This window comes from Chitinophaga eiseniae (genome assembly GCF_012641265.1).
Lineage (GTDB): Bacteria > Bacteroidota > Bacteroidia > Chitinophagales > Chitinophagaceae > Chitinophaga > Chitinophaga eiseniae_A.
Map to the genome: position 1 here is coordinate 233640 of NZ_JABAHZ010000008.1, position 15756 is coordinate 249395.

Genomic DNA, 15756 nt, shown 5'->3' on the forward strand with positions numbered 1-15756 from the left:
CAAACCTGGCGCCCATGAAACTGACTTTTACCAGCCTGTTATTCTTACTCTGTCCCGGTACATTGCTGGCTCAACATGGGCTGTCTGGTACCGTGGAGGACGACTCCTCCATGGTATTGCTACCCGGGGCCAGCCTGATCAACATCAGCAACGGCAAAACGGTGATTTCAGATAGTCACGGCTCCTTTACCATCAACTGCCGCGAAGGCGATACCCTGCGCTTTTCTATGGTAGGCTATTTACCCCAACAGCTGATTATTTCAAAGGAATTATTTACCCTGCCTACGCTGCGCATCCGCATGAAGCAGGGTGTTATTACCCTGCAACAGCAGCTGGTAAGAGGAAGTAACCACTATAAAGATTCATTGCGGCTCCGGGAAGAATACGCTGCTTACTTTAAGAAGGCCCAAAACTGGGATTTTAACCTGATGCTGCCTCCCAACAGCAAACAGGAACTACGGGACCAGTTTCACACTGTAAGACAGGGGCTCAATATCAACCAGTTTTATAAAAATCTTTCTTTCCGTAATAACCGGAGGAAGGAGCGCTTCCGGAAACAGCTGCTGAACAAAGAAGCGGAAGCATACATTAAATACGCTTATGACCCGGATATGGTAGGGCAGATAACGGGACTTACAGGTGACAGCCTGGATTATTTCATGGCACATTACCGGCCGGCGGCCAGTGTATGGCAAAGCAGCAATACTTACGAAAAACTGAATTATATCAAACAACTGTTTCAGCGATATACCGATAGCCTGGGCGTTGTGCTGCCAGCCCAACGCTAACTATCTTTTCCTTTGTTGCCTTCCATTTGTTTGATGATATTATTTACTTCTGTTTCCGTTGCCCGCAGTTTCTGCTGACAGAATTCTATCAGGATGGCGGCGCGTTTTACCTTTTCGGCCAACAGGTCTACAGACACGGCTTCATTCTCTATTTCTTCTGCAATGAGTTGCAGTTCGTTGTAGGCAGCTTCATATGTTAATGCTTCACTCATGAGTGTTGTTCGTTTTTGTGTTGACCGTTGCCTCCAGCGATGCATCCTGCATCACTACCCGGATATGGGCGCCTGGCTGTAAGTTAGCAGCATTGCTGATTACCTGGTCATCCAGGTATACCATTGCAAAACCGCGTTTCAGGATATTGGCTGGGCTCATCAGTTTAAATAAAGTATCGTAATGTGCTACCTGTCCCCGTTTGCTCTGTATAAACAGGCGGCTGAAAGAGCGGAATTTACCGATAGCATTCTCCAGGTCGTTCCGGCGGTTAGACACCATCATGCGGGGTTTACTCAGCACCGCGTTGGATACGGTGATCAGGTCCCGGTGGTTGTTTAACAGGATATCGCGCGACGTATGCAGCACCACATTGTTACAGGCATGCAGGGCTTCTTTATGGGCAGCCAACAGGTTGCGGGCCTGGTTAATAATGCTGCTGTTTAAATATGACAGCGACTGGAAATGGCCGGAAAACATTTGTTGGGCACGGATCAGGATCTGTTGCCGGGCGCTGATCACCGATTCCTCAAAACTGCGGTTATGGGCAATAATCAGCTCCGCCGCTTTGGTAGGCGTTTTGGTGGCCGTATGCGCCATCATATCCGTTACCGTTTCATTTTTCTGGTGACCAATGCCAGTTATGACCGGGATGGGAAATTTCGCAACGGCTCTTCCGAGTATAAACGTGTCGAATAACAGGAAGTCTGTTTGTGCGCCGCCGCCACGGATAATCACCACGGCGTCATACGGTACCTGGCTATTGTAAATATCAATCAGCCGTTGCTGTACCAGTTCTGCTTTTGCTTCTCCCTGCACTACCGTAAAATAATTATCGATCACAAACGTATAGCCGAAAAGGTTATGATCGAGCGTATGTTTAAAGTCCTGGTAGCCGGCCGAATTACCAGAGGTTACCACCGCCAGCCGCTGTATCACCCTGGGCAATGTCAGTTGATTGTTACGGGTGATATAACGATCTCCTACTTTGCGGATAAAGTCGGCGCATTCCGTGGTCAACCGCAGCAGGGTTTGCTGTTTCTGCTGCTCGAGCAGCCCTACCGTGAAATTGGTGTCTATATCCAGCAGGGTAATCTGTAAGCCGTGTACCTGGTGATAGCTGACAGATACGCGCACTAATACATGAATATCATTTTTAAACTGTTGGCCGGTCACGAATTCAAATTCACTGATCCTGATGGCGCCATTCCCCCAGGCTACAGCAGATACTTTGGCGACAATACCGCCGGAATATTCATCTTTTTCCACCAGGTCGAAGTAGTGATAGCCTTTCTGGCGGTAAAAAGAGTGGTTGGTCACATCGGCTACCACCCACCAGGTTTGTTCAGCAAAAACCTGGTGGAGCGCTTGCTGGATTTTCCCGGTGAGCACGGACAATTTTATGGAGGCGGAGGTGGTCATGCTACGCATAAAGATAAGGAAAACGTTATTCACGTGCGGAGAATGACAGCTGTAGGAAATCCAAAAATTGTATATATTGCCGACATATATGAACAATGACTTTGACTGACAAACAACCGAAATCGTAACAAACACTTAATAGAAGACTTATTCCGTTTTATATACTTTTGCGCCATGAGAAAAGATGAGCAGATAAAATCGCTTTTTCAAAGGGTCTGCTGTGATGACAATATTCAGGCGTATAACGAATTATACATAGCGCTGTGCACCCGGCTGATTCATTTTTCTGCATCCATTGTATCCTCGTTCCATCTGGCAGAAGAAATTGTGTCGGATGTATTTATTGCGTTGTGGCAAAAGCGCAACGACCTGCTGCACGTAGAAAACCCGGTGGTATACCTCTACGTAAGCACTAAAAATCTTTCTCTTAATACCTTACAACAGCAGAAAAGGCACCAGCACCATGCCCTGGACCATATCAACCCCGATATGTTGTCTATCGCGCCGGAGGCGGAAAATGGGATGGTATCTGCAGAAGTATCTCAAAAGATAGAAAGGGCCATCCGCAGTCTCCCCGCCCGCTGCCAGGTGATTTTCCGTTTGATTAAACAAGACCGGCTCAGTTACCGGGAAGTGGCTACCCTGTTGAATATCTCCTCCAAAACCGTAGATGCACAGTTGACTATTGCGGTAAAAAAAATATCCCAGGCTATCCGGTTCGACTTATCGGATGAAGTAGCCCAGACTTTTCTGCGGATAGATTCTTAAATTTTTTTCATTTTCCTTAGGGAGTTTTCAGGTGTTTATTGGTCCTCTTTATAAGGACGGAAAAATTCCGTTGTTGCGGTACCTTTTACCGCCTATCTGGAACTATGGATCAGGAAAGACTTTATGCGTTGCTGGCCCGCGAAATGGCCGGCGAACTGACAGCTGAAGAAGCCAGCACTTTGCAGCAATTATTGCAACAATATCCTGATGCCAGTTATATACGGGAAGTATTTGCCCAAAACTGGGTGCCAACAGGTAAGCAATATGGGCCTTCCCAGGTACAGCAATTACTGGAAAAGCATCAGCTGCGCCTGCAGGCAGCCACCCTGCCGGAAGAAACGCCCGCAGCGGACATCGCTCCACAGCGCAAGGTATGGAAGCTATATACCGCTATAGCCGCCAGCTTGCTGGTATTGGTATCCATGGGCGCCTGGTTCCTGCGCCAACGGCCCGTCCAAAAGCCTGCCCCGCTGGCACAACTGGTCACTGCGAAACGTATGCGTTCACAAATATTATTACCCGACGGTTCCCGGGTATGGTTGAATGCCGGCAGTAAACTCGACTACCCGGAACAATTTGCACCACATAGCCCCCGGGAAGTACACCTGGAGGGAGAAGCCTTCTTTGTAGTAGCCGCCGACGCGGAACGTCCTTTCCGCGTACACACCAAAGCATTTCATGTGCATGTATTGGGCACTTCTTTCAATGTAAGGGCCTATCCGATGGAAGACAGCGCAGTAGCTTCCCTGGTACAGGGCGCCGTGGAAGTAGTATTAAATAATGATAGTAAACAGGTGGTGGCATTACGCCCCAATGAAAAACTGACCGTACCGGTTCATCCGGTTACGGCCGCAGCCACCAATGCAGCTCCCATGCCCGCGATGGCAGCCCTGCAAAAAAGTAAATTAACATTAGTACAGGATAGTATTATCCCGGAAACCGCCTGGGTGCAAAACAAGCTGGCCTTCAAACACCTGGAGCTGGAAAAAGTAGTTGTCATGCTGGAACAATGGTACGGTGTAGAAATAGACTTCCGCAACAATAACAAACGAAAATTATACTTCACCGGCGTATTCGAAACAGAAAGCCTGGAACAGGTACTGAACGCTCTGGAAAACACTTTATCCTTTAGCTGGGAAAAAGACAACACGGGGAAAATATGGATCAGGTAACAGCTGGTCCTTTTTGAAAAAATAACACGAAATATTCTATTCACTTGAAAAAACAGACAACCTGAACAGACAGTAATTTCAAAATTTTAAAGCAAACAATGTTTAGCATGTAGCCGAAAAAAAACGGGAAATGTTCGCACCATTCCCCGCGTAATATCGGTTAACAGCATTGTATTGGGTAAACATTCCGTCAACAATTTATTAACCAACAAAACAAATGTATGAAAAAAAGTACAGTGGACAAGTGGCTTCCGCCTGGCCGGAAGTTGTATAAACTGTTAATTTTTATGAAGCTTTCTATGCTGCTGATGACCGTTGCCTGTTTACACGTAAGCGCATCGGTACATTCACAATCTACTATTACAGTGAAACTTACGCAGGTGCAGCTGGAGAAGGCGCTCGCCCTGTTGGAAAAAAACAGCCATTACCGGTTTGTTTACAACGACGACAATCTCCCGGCAAACCATAAAATATCGTTAGACGCCAAAGACTGGAGTATTGATTCGGTATTGGATAAAATATTGGATAATACCTCCCTGCGCTTCCGTAAAATGTCTGACAAGCTGATTGTCATCGCTCCTGCCGGTGTAGTCAGCAAAGACATCCTGGTAAAAGGACGGGTGGTAAATCCCGCAGGGGAAGTCCTCCCGGGAGTAAGCGTGCGGCTGAAAAATACCAGCATCGGCACCGTTACCAACGACAAAGGAGGCTTTGAATTAAAAGTACCCGAAAACGCCATCCTGCAATTAACCTATGTTGGTTTCGATCAACAGGAAGTATCGCTGAATGGACGTGAAACCCTGACCATCACCCTGGAGCCTTCTAAAAACTCTATGGAAGAAGTGATCGTAGTGGGTTATGGTACGCAGAAAAAACTGAACGTAACCGGTGCGATCGACCAGGTAGCCGGTAAACAGCTGGCAGCACGCCCCATTGCCAACGTGATGCAGGGCCTGCAGGGTCTCAGCCCCGGGCTGAATATCAGCTATGCCGGCGGTAAGCCAGGCCAGGTACCCAATATCAATATCCGTGGTGTAGCCACTATTGCCGGTAGCGGTACTGTACAACCCCTGATCATTATTGATGGTATTACCGGTACAGTAGACGATATGATGCGGTTGAACCCTTCTGATATCGCTTCTATTTCCATCCTGCGCGACGCGGCATCTGCTGCTATCTACGGCGCCAGGGCCTCTTTCGGAGTAATCCTGATCACCACCAAACAAGGCACCATGGGTGGTAAGCAAACGGTGAGCTACAGCAATTACTTCGCCATGTCCCGCCGCACGGTATTGCCAGATCCAATCACGGATCCTTATATCTACTCCCGTGTGCTGGAAACTTCTACCGATAATACTCCCTGGGACTATGTCAACTACTCCGATGAGTATTATAAATGGGCCAAAGAAAGATCCGAAAATCCTTCCCTCCCCGATACCCGGATTGACCCCAGCGACCCTACCAAGTGGGCGTATATGGGTAGCAACAACTGGAACGATTACTTCTTCAGTAAAAGTAATTTCTCCCAATACCACAGCATTTCCCTTAGCGGTAGCGCAGAAACAGCAAAGAAAACACCGATCAGCTACCTGCTCTCTGCCGATTATACCAAGGAAAACGGTTTGAATAAACTGGCCAAAGATGACTGGGGGCGTTCCGGTATGCGCGCAAAAATCAACCTGAAGCCCATCAGCTGGTTGCAGGTCGACAATAACCTGAGCGTGTACCAGACCAAAACAGATGCGCCTACTTTCAATATCACCGATGTATACTACCTGCAGCCTACACAGGTGGCCGTAAATCCCGATGGCACCTGGGCTAACACAGCGGCAGGACGCCTCTCCGCCCAGCTGGTAGACGGCGGCCGCAATACCGCCACCCGCTTCGGTTTCCAGGATGTGATCAGGGGAGTAGCCTCCTTCCTGAACAACGACCTGCAAATTACCGGCGACGCCAGCTTCAAAAGGGAGTTATGGAAATATCATACCGACCAAAACCAGTATAAAATCGGGTATGGTCCTAATGACGTACGCCAGGAAGGCGGTAACACCAGCGTAACGGAAAACAATACAGCTATTAAGCATGATGTATTTGACCTGTATGCCAACTATCACAAAACCATTGCAAGAAATCACAGCGTTACCCTGCTGGCAGGATATAACCAGGAAAGCTTTGAGCAACAGGATGTGAATGCCAACAAGAAAAACATCATTTCTCCTTCCCTGCCCTATCTGTCACTGACCAGCGGCGATCCATCCGTAAGCGGCTACTACGGTTCTTATGCCATCAGGAGTCTCTTTGGAAGGATTAACTATACCTTTAAAGATCGTTATATCATAGAGGGAAATGGTCGCTATGATGGCTCTTCCCGCTTCCCTTCCAGCAACCGCTGGGGGCTGTTCCCTTCTGTTTCTGCCGCCTGGATAGCCAGCGAAGAAAGCTTCATCAAAGCAATTCCTGTTATCTCTGTACTTAAGTTCAGGGGATCCTATGGTAGCCTGGGCAACCAGAACGTTGGCTACTATGGATACCTGCAATCGCTCGCTACCCAAAACTCCGGTTACCTGATCGATGGTGCTACCAAGCAAACCGTAATCAGTGGTGCGCCTTTACTGAAAGTAGACCCGAACAACTATACCTGGGAAAAAGTAACCACGACCAACGTAGGTACTGATATCGGTTTCTTCCAGGGCAAGTTCCTCGCTTCCTTCGACTATTTTGTACGTAATACCACCGGTATGCTGGCGCGCGGACAAGAACTGCCAGGCGTATTAGGTACCAGCGCTCCCCTGCAAAATGTAGCCGACCTGTCGACCCGCGGATGGGAACTCACCGCCGGTTACCGCAGCGATTTTAATGTGGGCAACAAGCCTTTCAACGTAGGATTGAAAGTGACTTTATCTGACGATAAAACAAAGATTACCCGTTTCAAAAATGACCAGAAATTATTTGGTAACAAATACTGGGAAGGACAAAACTTTGGCGAAATATGGGGACTCACCAATGATGGTTATTTCAAAAGCAAAGACGATGTAAAATCACTCGACGAATCTGCCATCGTTCCCTGGGGTGCACTGGAAATAGTAGAAGGATGGCCTAAATACAAAGACCTGGATGGTAATGGCAAAATTGAACAAGGCCTTTCCGCTAAAGATCCCAAAGACCTGAAAGTGATCGGCAATACCAGTCCCCGTTACCGCTATGGTATCAACCTCGACATGAACTGGAACGGTATCGACCTGTCTATATTCATGCAAGGCATTGCCAAAATGGATTACTATCCGCATCACTACCTGTTCTGGGGACCACTTCAACAGCCCTATGCCAACATCTACCCATGGAATCTCGACTACTACCGCGCTACAGCCGATAATGAAGCTACCCGCGCCAAACATAGCGAATCCTATATCAAGGCAGGACTGGCTGATGCCAATACCAATTCTTACTACCCGGTATTACAATCCTGGCTGGCTGATGCCAACAACAAAAAAGGATTGGATATCCCGCAGTCCAAATACTTGCTGAGCGCGGCTTATATGCGTATCAAGAATGTGACGCTGGGATACACCTTACCGGCTGCTCTCACCAAACGTTACCATATTAACCGTTTGCGCATATACGTAACCGGGGAAAATATCTTCGAGTTTTCTCCCATCAAGAAATACGTAGACCCGGAATCTATTATCGACGGCTATGGATGGGCCTATCCTTACCAGCGCAAATATGCAGTAGGATTAAACCTTGACTTATAATTCCGGACATTTTAAACATTGCGACATGAAAAAAATTACTCCATATATCATTGCCGGTCTATTGCTCACCGGGGCTTCCTGTAAAAAGGATTTCCTGGACCGATATCCACAGGATGCTATTTCACCGGAACTATTTTTTAAATCAGAGACTGACCTTTCCCTGTATGTAAACGGGCTGCTGTCCCTCGCCGGTACTTATCAGTACCTAAGCGACCAGAGTACCGACAACACCTCCACCACCGCCGCTATTGAAATAAAAAATATGATGGTGGGCAATCCCAGTTCACAAACAATTACCGGTGGATGGGATTGGGGACGTTTACGCGATATCAATTATTTTCTCGACAACTACAACAAAGCCGCCGTTGTTCAGGAAGTAAAAGATCATTATGCCGGTATGGCCAGGTATTACCGCGCGCAATTTTATTTCGATAAAATTGGCCGCTATTCAGATGTGCCCTGGTATGGTAAGGCCTTGCTGCCGGATGATCCATCCTTGTTCAAAGCACGCGATCCCCGCGCCCAGGTAGTAGACAGCGTGATGGCCGATCTGTCATTTGCGGCCAACCATGTACGGGAGAAAGTACCTACTGGTACACCCAATGTGTGGGCAGCAAAAATGTTGTTTGCCAGGTTTGCGCTTTACGAAGGTACCTATCGTAAATACCATCCGGAGCTCAACCTGCAGGCCACTGCCGGCCGCTTCCTCGACAGCGCCCTGGCACAGGTGAAAGATATCATGGCCTCCGGCAAATTCCAGGTATATAATACCGGCGCTCCCAACAGCGATTATGCAGCGTTGTTTTCCAGCCAGGACTTTGGCAAAATTTCCGAAGTAATCTTAGGGAATCCTTACGACCTGTTGAAAGGTACCGGTAGCAGCAGTAACAATGGTACCGTGTTTGGCGACTACGAACAAGCGCCTTCCCGCGACCTCATACAAACCTACCTGATGAAAGATGGTAGCCGCTTTACCGACGCCGCCGGGTACGACAAACTCCAATATACCCAGGAATTCAAAAATAGGGATCCCCGTATGGCGCAAACACTCGCCTGGCCTGGCTTTATACGTGCCGGCGAAACCCGTCCCTACATTCAGCGCTTAAATAAAAACTTTACCGGCTACCACCAGCTGAAAGGCTATTTCAATACCACCGACGCCAACATTGCCGGTAGTATGGATTTCCCCGTATACCGTTATGCTGAAACACTGCTGATTTATGCAGAAGCCAAAGCAGAAAACGGAACGCTCACACAAACCGACCTGGACCAGTCTGTAAACCTGCTGCGTGCCCGTGCTGGTATGCCGCCAATGAACCTGGCTGCCAGCAATGCCACACCAGACCTGTTGCTCGCTGCGAAGTATCCCGACGTAACCGGTGGCATGAAAGGTGTGATCCTGGAAATCCGCCGCGAAAGAAGGGTGGAATTTGCCCTGGAAGGTTACCGCTACGATGACCTCATGAGATGGCATGCCGGCAAACTGCTGGAAAAAATACCGGAAGGCATGTATTTCCCCGGCCTGGGCAAATACGACATGACCGGCGATGGTATTGAAGACATTATCCTGATCGACAAAACCCAGGATATTCCGGCTGAAGACAAAAAAGAGAAAAACTCCTTGGGACAAACACTGATTTATTATAAAGCAGGTAGTATAGGAGATGAAGTAACGGTATACCTGAAAAATGGTGCAGCCGGCGGCAACATTGTAACGGAAGTAAAAACACGCACCTTTACAGAACCTAAGTTCTACTACCGTCCTATTCCCTATACCCAGGTAGCATTGAATCCAAACCTGAAGCAAATTTTTGGCTGGGAATAAACCATCGTATGAATAGAAGAGATATATTAAAACATTCAGGCTTACTTGCAGCCGGTACCCTCCTGGGACCGGCTGCCGTTAAAGCCGCCGGCAACAGCAAACGCAGCCCGGTGCTGACCGTGGCGCATATCACGGATGTGCATATTCGCGAAGACCTCGATGCGCCAGCGCGATTCAAAAAATGCCTGGAAGAAATCAAAAAGAAAAAGATCGATTTCTTTCTCAATGGCGGCGATTCTATCTTTGATGCCTCGTATGACAACGTGGTGCGCGACCGCGTAACACAACTCTGGAGCCTCTGGGATGACTGTATCAGCAGCCTCAAATCCTACGAGGTACATAGCTGCCTGGGCAACCACGATATGTGGTGGAAAGCGCCTTCTAAAGACGATAGCATGTATGGGAAAGACTATGTTGTAAAGCGCCTGAAAATACCGCACCGCTACTATAGCTTCACCCGCCAAGGCTGGCACTTCATTATCCTGGACGGTAACAACGACAAAACCTCCCTGGATGAAGAACAATACCAGTGGCTGGAAAAGGATCTGCAGGCATTACCGGCCGGTACTCCTACCCTGGTGATGTCGCATTATCCTATCCTGGGTGTTACTCCCATGCTGGTAGGCGGCGGCCACGGCGATCATCAGCGGTTAAAGTCCCTGTTTTTCCAACACCGCGACAAAGTAAAAGTATGTCTTAGCGGCCATAACCACCTGGCCGACAACGCGGTTTACAATGGTATCCGTTACTGCTGCAATGGCGCTATGAGCGGCTTCTGGTGGGGCAAAGGCGATAAGGAATCTGCCGGTGAAGGGTATTACCTGGAAACACCTCCCGGTTATGCTATCCTCCGCTTATACGCAGATGGCAGTGTAGAAAATGACTACATTCCGCATCACTGGTAACGGCGATGATGATATTTTGTATTCAGGGGCGCACGAAGCGCCCCTTTTTTGTGTAATTATCACCCGGGAAACCGTGATAGTTCAATGGCATCAAATATCCATTCCGGGGTCAGCAACTTGCCGGTGAATCCGGCTGTGTACCAGGGCGAAGCGCCTGCCGGGTTCTTTAATATATGTATATCCTGGGCAGGCATATAACTTTGCGCCAGGAGGAAAATCCGGTTACCTGCCGCGTCTTCTGCTACATCTGCTACTATCACCGCATGCCCCGGGCTACCTCCTTTAATAAATACATCACCAGGCAATAATTTCCGTGTATCCTTTACCGATACCAGCTCCCGGCTGAGCGAAAGCGTGCCTGCCCAGGAAAACACCGTTTCCAGGTACGACAGTAAACAGGTATGTCCGCCACAAGGCGACGCTATCCGCTTTCGTTGTAGCTGGTTGTTCTTTAAAATCCAGCGGTCTCCTTTGCTCCATCCGTTATAATCCATCAGTGTACCACTGGTAGCGTGAAAGGCAATTTTCTCTGGCCGTTCACTGGCAAATAAATACTCTGCCCGCAGCCGTATTACTGCATCTGCGCATTGCTGCAAATTTTTTGTACCAACAGAAATATCAAGTACTGCGTATTGCGCCTGTTGATTATGTTTTAACTGGCCATTATAGAGATATACCCGGCCATCCTTTTTCAATGGCAGCAATCTTAACCAGGCGCCAAAGGAGCCTGGTGACTGCGAAAGGCGTTTATAACCCGGTGGCAGCGGGATGCCGGATACGGTCCGGGTTTGAGAAAAAGCGGTTGTACTGATAAGGATGACAAACAATAATGAATATATCCGGGCTACCGACATATGAATATTTTTTAGAGAAGATGCATTTCTCTAAATTTTCCATAATTAGCAACCAGCGTATAATCCCCTATATCTTTTCTTTCTGTGCCGGCGCCAGCATACGCTGGATAGTAGCCGATTTCAACGCTCTCCCTATAAATACCAACGTAGAAGAAGCATTGCCATCTCCCCACTCCCCCGCTGGTACAATATGCAGGTATCGGCCGGTAGATTGCACCAGCATTTTTTCTTTACTGTTGTGGACGCGGATATGTCCTTTGATACGGTACAACTGATCGGGATAGGCGTTGCAGTAAAAATCAAGCACAAACACAAACATATTCAGATCGAAGGCGATGGGTGATTCAAACAAAACCGTGTTGATCTTATGGGGCTGCTTTACAGGAGCGGTGATCTCCTTTGCAGGTAAGGGTTTCTCCCGGAATTGCAGATCCTTCAGTGAAATAGTCCCCTTTGATCACATCCGCCGCGGCCACTTGCTTACCGGTTTCCGGCGCCTGTTGCAGGCGTTCAAAGATATTTTCTGCATCCACCACACAGACGGTATTTTCCAGCTTGTAATGACGCTGCACATCTGGCAAATGAAACATGCCGATGATATTGCCTGCGTCGGCGATGCCGGTGGTTTCTATGAAAACATGGTCCGGGCGCTGCTCCTGGACAGGTATATTTCCCAGCACTTCCAGCAGGTCGTTGTCGAGCGAGCAACAGATACAGCCGCTCGTGAGTTCATAGAGCTGATCAACTTTAGCCTCGATCAGGCTTGCATCAATATTCACTTTGCCTACCTCGTTTTCAATCACAATATTACGGGAGCCTGTAAACTGCTGCAGTAAGCTATTCAGGATAGTTGTTTTGCCCGCTCCCAGGAAACCGGTGATAATATAGGCTTTTATCGGTTTATCTCTCTCCATATACTTTATAAAATTTTAAAAAATAAATACCCAGCAATACCAGGGGAAGGCTCAGGAGCTGTCCCATATTCAACAGGTGGTCATTTTCAAAGGCGACCTGGTTTTCTTTAACGAACTCTATGCAAAAGCGGGCGGTAAATACCAGTAAGAGTAAACTGCCGAAGAGTTGCCCCGGCCGGGGTGCCTGGTAATAGCGGTATAGCTGCCAACAAAAAATAAGTACATAACAAAGCGCTTCATACAATTGCGCCGGATGCCTGGGCTGTGCATCTACGCGGGTAAATGTCACCGACCAGGGCAGAGTGGAAGGCAACCCGATGATTTCAGCATTAAAAAAATTGCCAATGCGAATAAAACTTCCCGCCAGGGGTACTACGATGGCCAGCCGGTCGAGTAACCAGGTAAGCGATAACCGGTATTTTACACTGAAGCGCCAGGATGCCAGCAGGATGCCGATCGCCGCACCGTGACTGGCCAATCCCTCGTAGCCGGTAAACTCCACCTGCCCGTTACGGAAAACAACTGGCAGAAAAATTTCCCAGAGATGAGTTTTGTAGTAGGCGGCATCATAAAAAAGACAATGCCCCAAACGTGCGCCCAACAAGGTGCCTGTCACCATGTATACCAGCAGGCGATCGAGTGTGCCCGGCGGCACCTGCTCCCGCCGGAAAATCCGGTTCAGCACCGTATAGGCAGCCAGGATAGCCAGCATAAAGGCCACACTGTAATAACGCAGCGCCAGGCCTCCCACCCGGAAAATGTCCGGGGACACGTCCCACGACAGTATCATTATTTTATCCATTCTACAAATTTGCAACAATGTTGCAAATTAACAAACAACTATCCAAAATAATCTTCCGGGAAGCAGTGAATACATCATCAAATCTCGACATGAAATTTTACCTTTGTCGGCATGTCGCTATTTATCACTTCATTGAATTCGGGAAGCAACGGGAACTGTTATTATATCGGGAATGACAGCGAAGCAGTGTTGATAGACGCAGGTATTTCCTGCCGTGAAACGGAGAAGCGGATGACCCGCCTGGGGCTTTCCATGAAAAAAGTAAAGGCGATCTTTATCTCCCACGAACATAGTGATCATATCCGGGGCGTAGAAGTACTGGCTAAGAAATACCGGCTACCGGTTTACATTACACCCGGCACCCTTACCCATGGGGGCCTATCGATCGATGCCCAGCTGGTAGTGGATTTCAACCCGTATGAAGCCATCCCGGTAGGCAACCTGTCCGTTACCGCATTTCCCAAACATCATGATGCCTCGGAGCCACATAGCTTTGTGGTGAGTGGCAACGCCGTTACCATTGGTATCTTTACGGACATCGGCGCCCCCTGTGAACATATAGTTCGTCATTTCCAGCAATGCAATGCCGCCTTCCTGGAAGCCAATTACGATGAAGAAATGCTGGAAAAAGGGCGGTATCCGTATTACCTGAAGAACCGTATCCGTGGTGGTAAGGGGCATTTATCCAACCGCCAGGCATTGGAAATATTTACTACGCACCGCCCGGCATTTATGAGCCACCTCCTGCTCTCCCACCTCTCCCGCGACAATAACAGTCCCGACCTGGTACAGGCGCTTTTTGATGAGCATGCCAACGGCACGCAGATTATCGTAGCCTCGCGGTACCAGGAAACGGCCGTGTTTACCGTTACTGCTGCCAACACAGGGGAAACAACGCCACCTCCCATATCAGCCGAGGCGCTGCAAGGGAAATTGTTTTAAGCCGGGCTCGCTTCCGGAGCAGTAGATGATGTTCCGCCACATACTGTTTAAGAGCCTCCACACCTGGTATTCCCTCTCATTAACGCCTGGCATCGGTTGCTCCAGGTTGAACATCCACCCACAAAGGCAGTCTGTAATACAAAACACGCGGTGACAATCAAACAAAAACGCCTGCTTCCTTGTATATTTCTGTGCATGTTGACAAACCTGTTGGCATGTTTTATGGCCGATATTCTATTACATCAAATTAATATTACTCATGGAAACAATAACCGCCGCCGTTACCAACGAAATACTGAACGACCTGATTGGCATCAACAACGACCGCATTGCCGGTTATGAAAAGGCGCTACGGGAATTACCTCCCACTGATGCAGACCTCAAACCTGTTTTCTCTGCCATGATTACGGAAAGTCACCAGCTCCGGAACGCATTGGGCAACGAAGTACAGGCCAACGGAGGTACCATGGAAACCGGTACTACTGCTGCCGGTAAAATATACCGCGCCTGGTCAGAGGTAAAAGCATTGTTTTCCGGGCATGACCGCAGAACCATACTGGCCAACTGCGAAGCCACAGAAGATGCCGTATTGCAGGCCTACCAGGATTCTCTTGACCTGGAAACCATGCCCGCCTACATACGGGAATTACTTACCCAGCAAAAGGCCTTGCTAAAACAGGCACATGATAAGGTGAAAACATTACGCGATCAGGCCAGAAAATAAGAATGTTTATATTGCAGTCAAACCGATTGCTTCGATGACACATACATTGCCGGCCTGGTATGATCAACTAATGAAAAAATACCCGGTAGTAACACTGGCAGAATGGCAGCTGCTGGATTCCATTGCCACTATAAAACACATTAAGAAAGGAGATGCCTTTTTGCGCTATGGAAAGGTAGCCAGGTATTCTGCTTTTGTTATATCCGGGATGTTCAAATTTGCCATCTTCGACGAAGAAGGCAATGAAAAAATTGTGAAGTTCAGTTTCCCGAACGACTTCCTCGCTAACTGCGAAAGCTACAATAAAAAGGCCCCATCTGCGCTCGGCATCGTAGCCGTAGAGGATGCCGTGGTGTTGAAAATAAATATTAAAAAGATACAACCGCTCTATGCCCTGCACATGAACCTGCTGCATGTAAATCTTCAGCTATTCCAGGAACTACTGGAGCAACAGGCAGAACATCAATATATTCTTTCCCTGAAGAGTCCCTTGCAGCGGTATAAATTCCTGCTGGAAAAACGCCCCGCCATCATCCAAAAAATATCACTTACCAACATTGCCCGCTACCTGTATACCAGCCGGGAAGCCATTAGCAGGGCCAGGTTGCTGCTGCTGAACCGTACCCGGAATGTTTGTGATTGAAATCACGCCCTTCATGTAAGCCGCACTATAGTTTT

The 15756-nt window shown here is 48.3% G+C and carries 15 protein-coding genes; 9 read left to right on the forward strand and 6 right to left on the reverse strand.

Translation table 11 applies throughout. The annotated features are described in order from the left end of the window. Positions 1–14 precede the first annotated feature (14 nt). Positions 15–788, forward strand: coding sequence for a carboxypeptidase-like regulatory domain-containing protein (locus tag HGH91_RS26455; protein WP_168742039.1), 774 nt, complete (start codon positions 15–17; stop codon positions 786–788). Here HGH91_RS26455 and xseB read toward each other — a convergent pair. Next, positions 785–1000 (reverse strand): exodeoxyribonuclease VII small subunit, encoded by a 216-nt coding sequence (xseB, locus tag HGH91_RS26460; RefSeq protein ID WP_168742041.1) that lies wholly within the window; start codon positions 998–1000, stop codon positions 785–787. The genes HGH91_RS26455 and xseB overlap by 4 nt on opposite strands. Continuing rightward, positions 993–2429 carry an exodeoxyribonuclease VII large subunit gene (gene xseA, locus HGH91_RS26465; RefSeq protein ID WP_211092438.1) on the reverse strand — a complete coding sequence of 479 codons (1437 nt, stop codon included), beginning with the start codon at positions 2427–2429 and terminating at the stop codon, positions 993–995. The genes xseB and xseA overlap by 8 nt, the downstream gene beginning before the upstream one ends. A gap of 165 nt (positions 2430–2594) precedes the next feature. Here xseA and HGH91_RS26470 point away from each other — a divergent pair, with 165 nt between their 5' ends. From HGH91_RS26470 to HGH91_RS26490, 5 genes are all read left to right on the forward strand, one after another. Next, on the forward strand, positions 2595–3188 hold the full coding sequence (locus tag HGH91_RS26470; protein WP_145670960.1) for an RNA polymerase sigma-70 factor: 594 nt from the start codon (positions 2595–2597) through the stop codon (positions 3186–3188). 104 nt (positions 3189–3292) lie between these two features. Further along, positions 3293–4360 carry a FecR domain-containing protein gene (locus tag HGH91_RS26475; RefSeq protein WP_168742043.1) on the forward strand — a complete coding sequence of 356 codons (1068 nt, stop codon included), beginning with the start codon at positions 3293–3295 and terminating at the stop codon, positions 4358–4360. 221 nt (positions 4361–4581) lie between these two features. After that, the gene (locus tag HGH91_RS26480; protein WP_211092439.1) at positions 4582–8112 is read left to right on the forward strand and encodes a SusC/RagA family TonB-linked outer membrane protein; all 3531 of its coding nucleotides are present in this window, start codon (positions 4582–4584) and stop codon (positions 8110–8112) included. A 25-nt stretch (positions 8113–8137) separates the two neighbouring features. After that, entirely contained in the window at positions 8138–9937 is a 1800-nt protein-coding gene (locus tag HGH91_RS26485; RefSeq protein WP_168742047.1) for a RagB/SusD family nutrient uptake outer membrane protein, read from the forward strand. An 8-nt stretch (positions 9938–9945) separates the two neighbouring features. Beyond that, positions 9946–10842, forward strand: a complete 897-nt coding sequence (locus HGH91_RS26490) for a metallophosphoesterase family protein (RefSeq protein WP_168742049.1) — start codon at positions 9946–9948, stop codon at positions 10840–10842. A gap of 59 nt (positions 10843–10901) precedes the next feature. Here HGH91_RS26490 and HGH91_RS26495 read toward each other — a convergent pair whose 3' ends face one another. The 4 genes from HGH91_RS26495 to lgt form a co-directional block, all read right to left on the reverse strand. Beyond that, positions 10902–11696, reverse strand: coding sequence for a DUF4846 domain-containing protein (locus HGH91_RS26495; RefSeq protein WP_168742051.1), 795 nt, complete (start codon positions 11694–11696; stop codon positions 10902–10904). 67 nt (positions 11697–11763) lie between these two features. Continuing rightward, entirely contained in the window at positions 11764–12048 is a 285-nt protein-coding gene (locus tag HGH91_RS26500; protein ID WP_168742053.1) for a GTP-binding protein, read from the reverse strand. 13 nt (positions 12049–12061) lie between these two features. Continuing rightward, the gene (locus HGH91_RS26505) at positions 12062–12610 is read right to left on the reverse strand and encodes a CobW family GTP-binding protein (protein WP_168742055.1); all 549 of its coding nucleotides are present in this window, start codon (positions 12608–12610) and stop codon (positions 12062–12064) included. Next, positions 12597–13412, reverse strand: a complete 816-nt coding sequence (gene lgt, locus HGH91_RS26510; protein ID WP_168742057.1) for a prolipoprotein diacylglyceryl transferase — start codon at positions 13410–13412, stop codon at positions 12597–12599. The genes HGH91_RS26505 and lgt overlap by 14 nt, the downstream gene beginning before the upstream one ends. A gap of 111 nt (positions 13413–13523) precedes the next feature. Here lgt and HGH91_RS26515 point away from each other — a divergent pair, with 111 nt between their 5' ends. The 3 genes from HGH91_RS26515 to HGH91_RS26525 all read left to right on the forward strand — a co-directional run bounded on the left by HGH91_RS26515 (position 13524) and on the right by HGH91_RS26525 (position 15721). Beyond that, positions 13524–14354: an MBL fold metallo-hydrolase gene (locus tag HGH91_RS26515; protein WP_168742059.1), complete on the forward strand. Its 831-nt coding sequence runs from the start codon at positions 13524–13526 to the stop codon at positions 14352–14354. A gap of 259 nt (positions 14355–14613) precedes the next feature. Then, entirely contained in the window at positions 14614–15078 is a 465-nt protein-coding gene (locus HGH91_RS26520) for a PA2169 family four-helix-bundle protein (protein WP_145670968.1), read from the forward strand. A 34-nt stretch (positions 15079–15112) separates the two neighbouring features. Beyond that, positions 15113–15721, forward strand: coding sequence for a Crp/Fnr family transcriptional regulator (locus HGH91_RS26525; RefSeq protein WP_168742060.1), 609 nt, complete (start codon positions 15113–15115; stop codon positions 15719–15721). Positions 15722–15756: the final 35 nt, after the last annotated feature.

Coding starts and splice junctions, on each gene's coding strand:
- HGH91_RS26475 (WP_168742043.1), top strand. CDS start 3,293: ATGGATCAGGAAAGACTTTATGCGTTGCTGGCCCGCGAAATGGCCGGC.
- HGH91_RS26495 (WP_168742051.1), bottom strand. CDS start 11,696: ATGTCGGTAGCCCGGATATATTCATTATTGTTTGTCATCCTTATCAGT.
- HGH91_RS26470 (WP_145670960.1), top strand. CDS start 2,595: ATGAGAAAAGATGAGCAGATAAAATCGCTTTTTCAAAGGGTCTGCTGT.
- HGH91_RS26490 (WP_168742049.1), top strand. CDS start 9,946: ATGAATAGAAGAGATATATTAAAACATTCAGGCTTACTTGCAGCCGGT.
- xseB (WP_168742041.1), bottom strand. CDS start 1,000: ATGAGTGAAGCATTAACATATGAAGCTGCCTACAACGAACTGCAACTC.
- HGH91_RS26505 (WP_168742055.1), bottom strand. CDS start 12,610: ATGGAGAGAGATAAACCGATAAAAGCCTATATTATCACCGGTTTCCTG.
- HGH91_RS26515 (WP_168742059.1), top strand. CDS start 13,524: ATGTCGCTATTTATCACTTCATTGAATTCGGGAAGCAACGGGAACTGT.
- HGH91_RS26485 (WP_168742047.1), top strand. CDS start 8,138: ATGAAAAAAATTACTCCATATATCATTGCCGGTCTATTGCTCACCGGG.
- HGH91_RS26520 (WP_145670968.1), top strand. CDS start 14,614: ATGGAAACAATAACCGCCGCCGTTACCAACGAAATACTGAACGACCTG.
- lgt (WP_168742057.1), bottom strand. CDS start 13,412: ATGGATAAAATAATGATACTGTCGTGGGACGTGTCCCCGGACATTTTC.
- HGH91_RS26480 (WP_211092439.1), top strand. CDS start 4,582: ATGAAAAAAAGTACAGTGGACAAGTGGCTTCCGCCTGGCCGGAAGTTG.
- HGH91_RS26525 (WP_168742060.1), top strand. CDS start 15,113: ATGACACATACATTGCCGGCCTGGTATGATCAACTAATGAAAAAATAC.
- HGH91_RS26455 (WP_168742039.1), top strand. CDS start 15: ATGAAACTGACTTTTACCAGCCTGTTATTCTTACTCTGTCCCGGTACA.
- xseA (WP_211092438.1), bottom strand. CDS start 2,429: ATGCGTAGCATGACCACCTCCGCCTCCATAAAATTGTCCGTGCTCACC.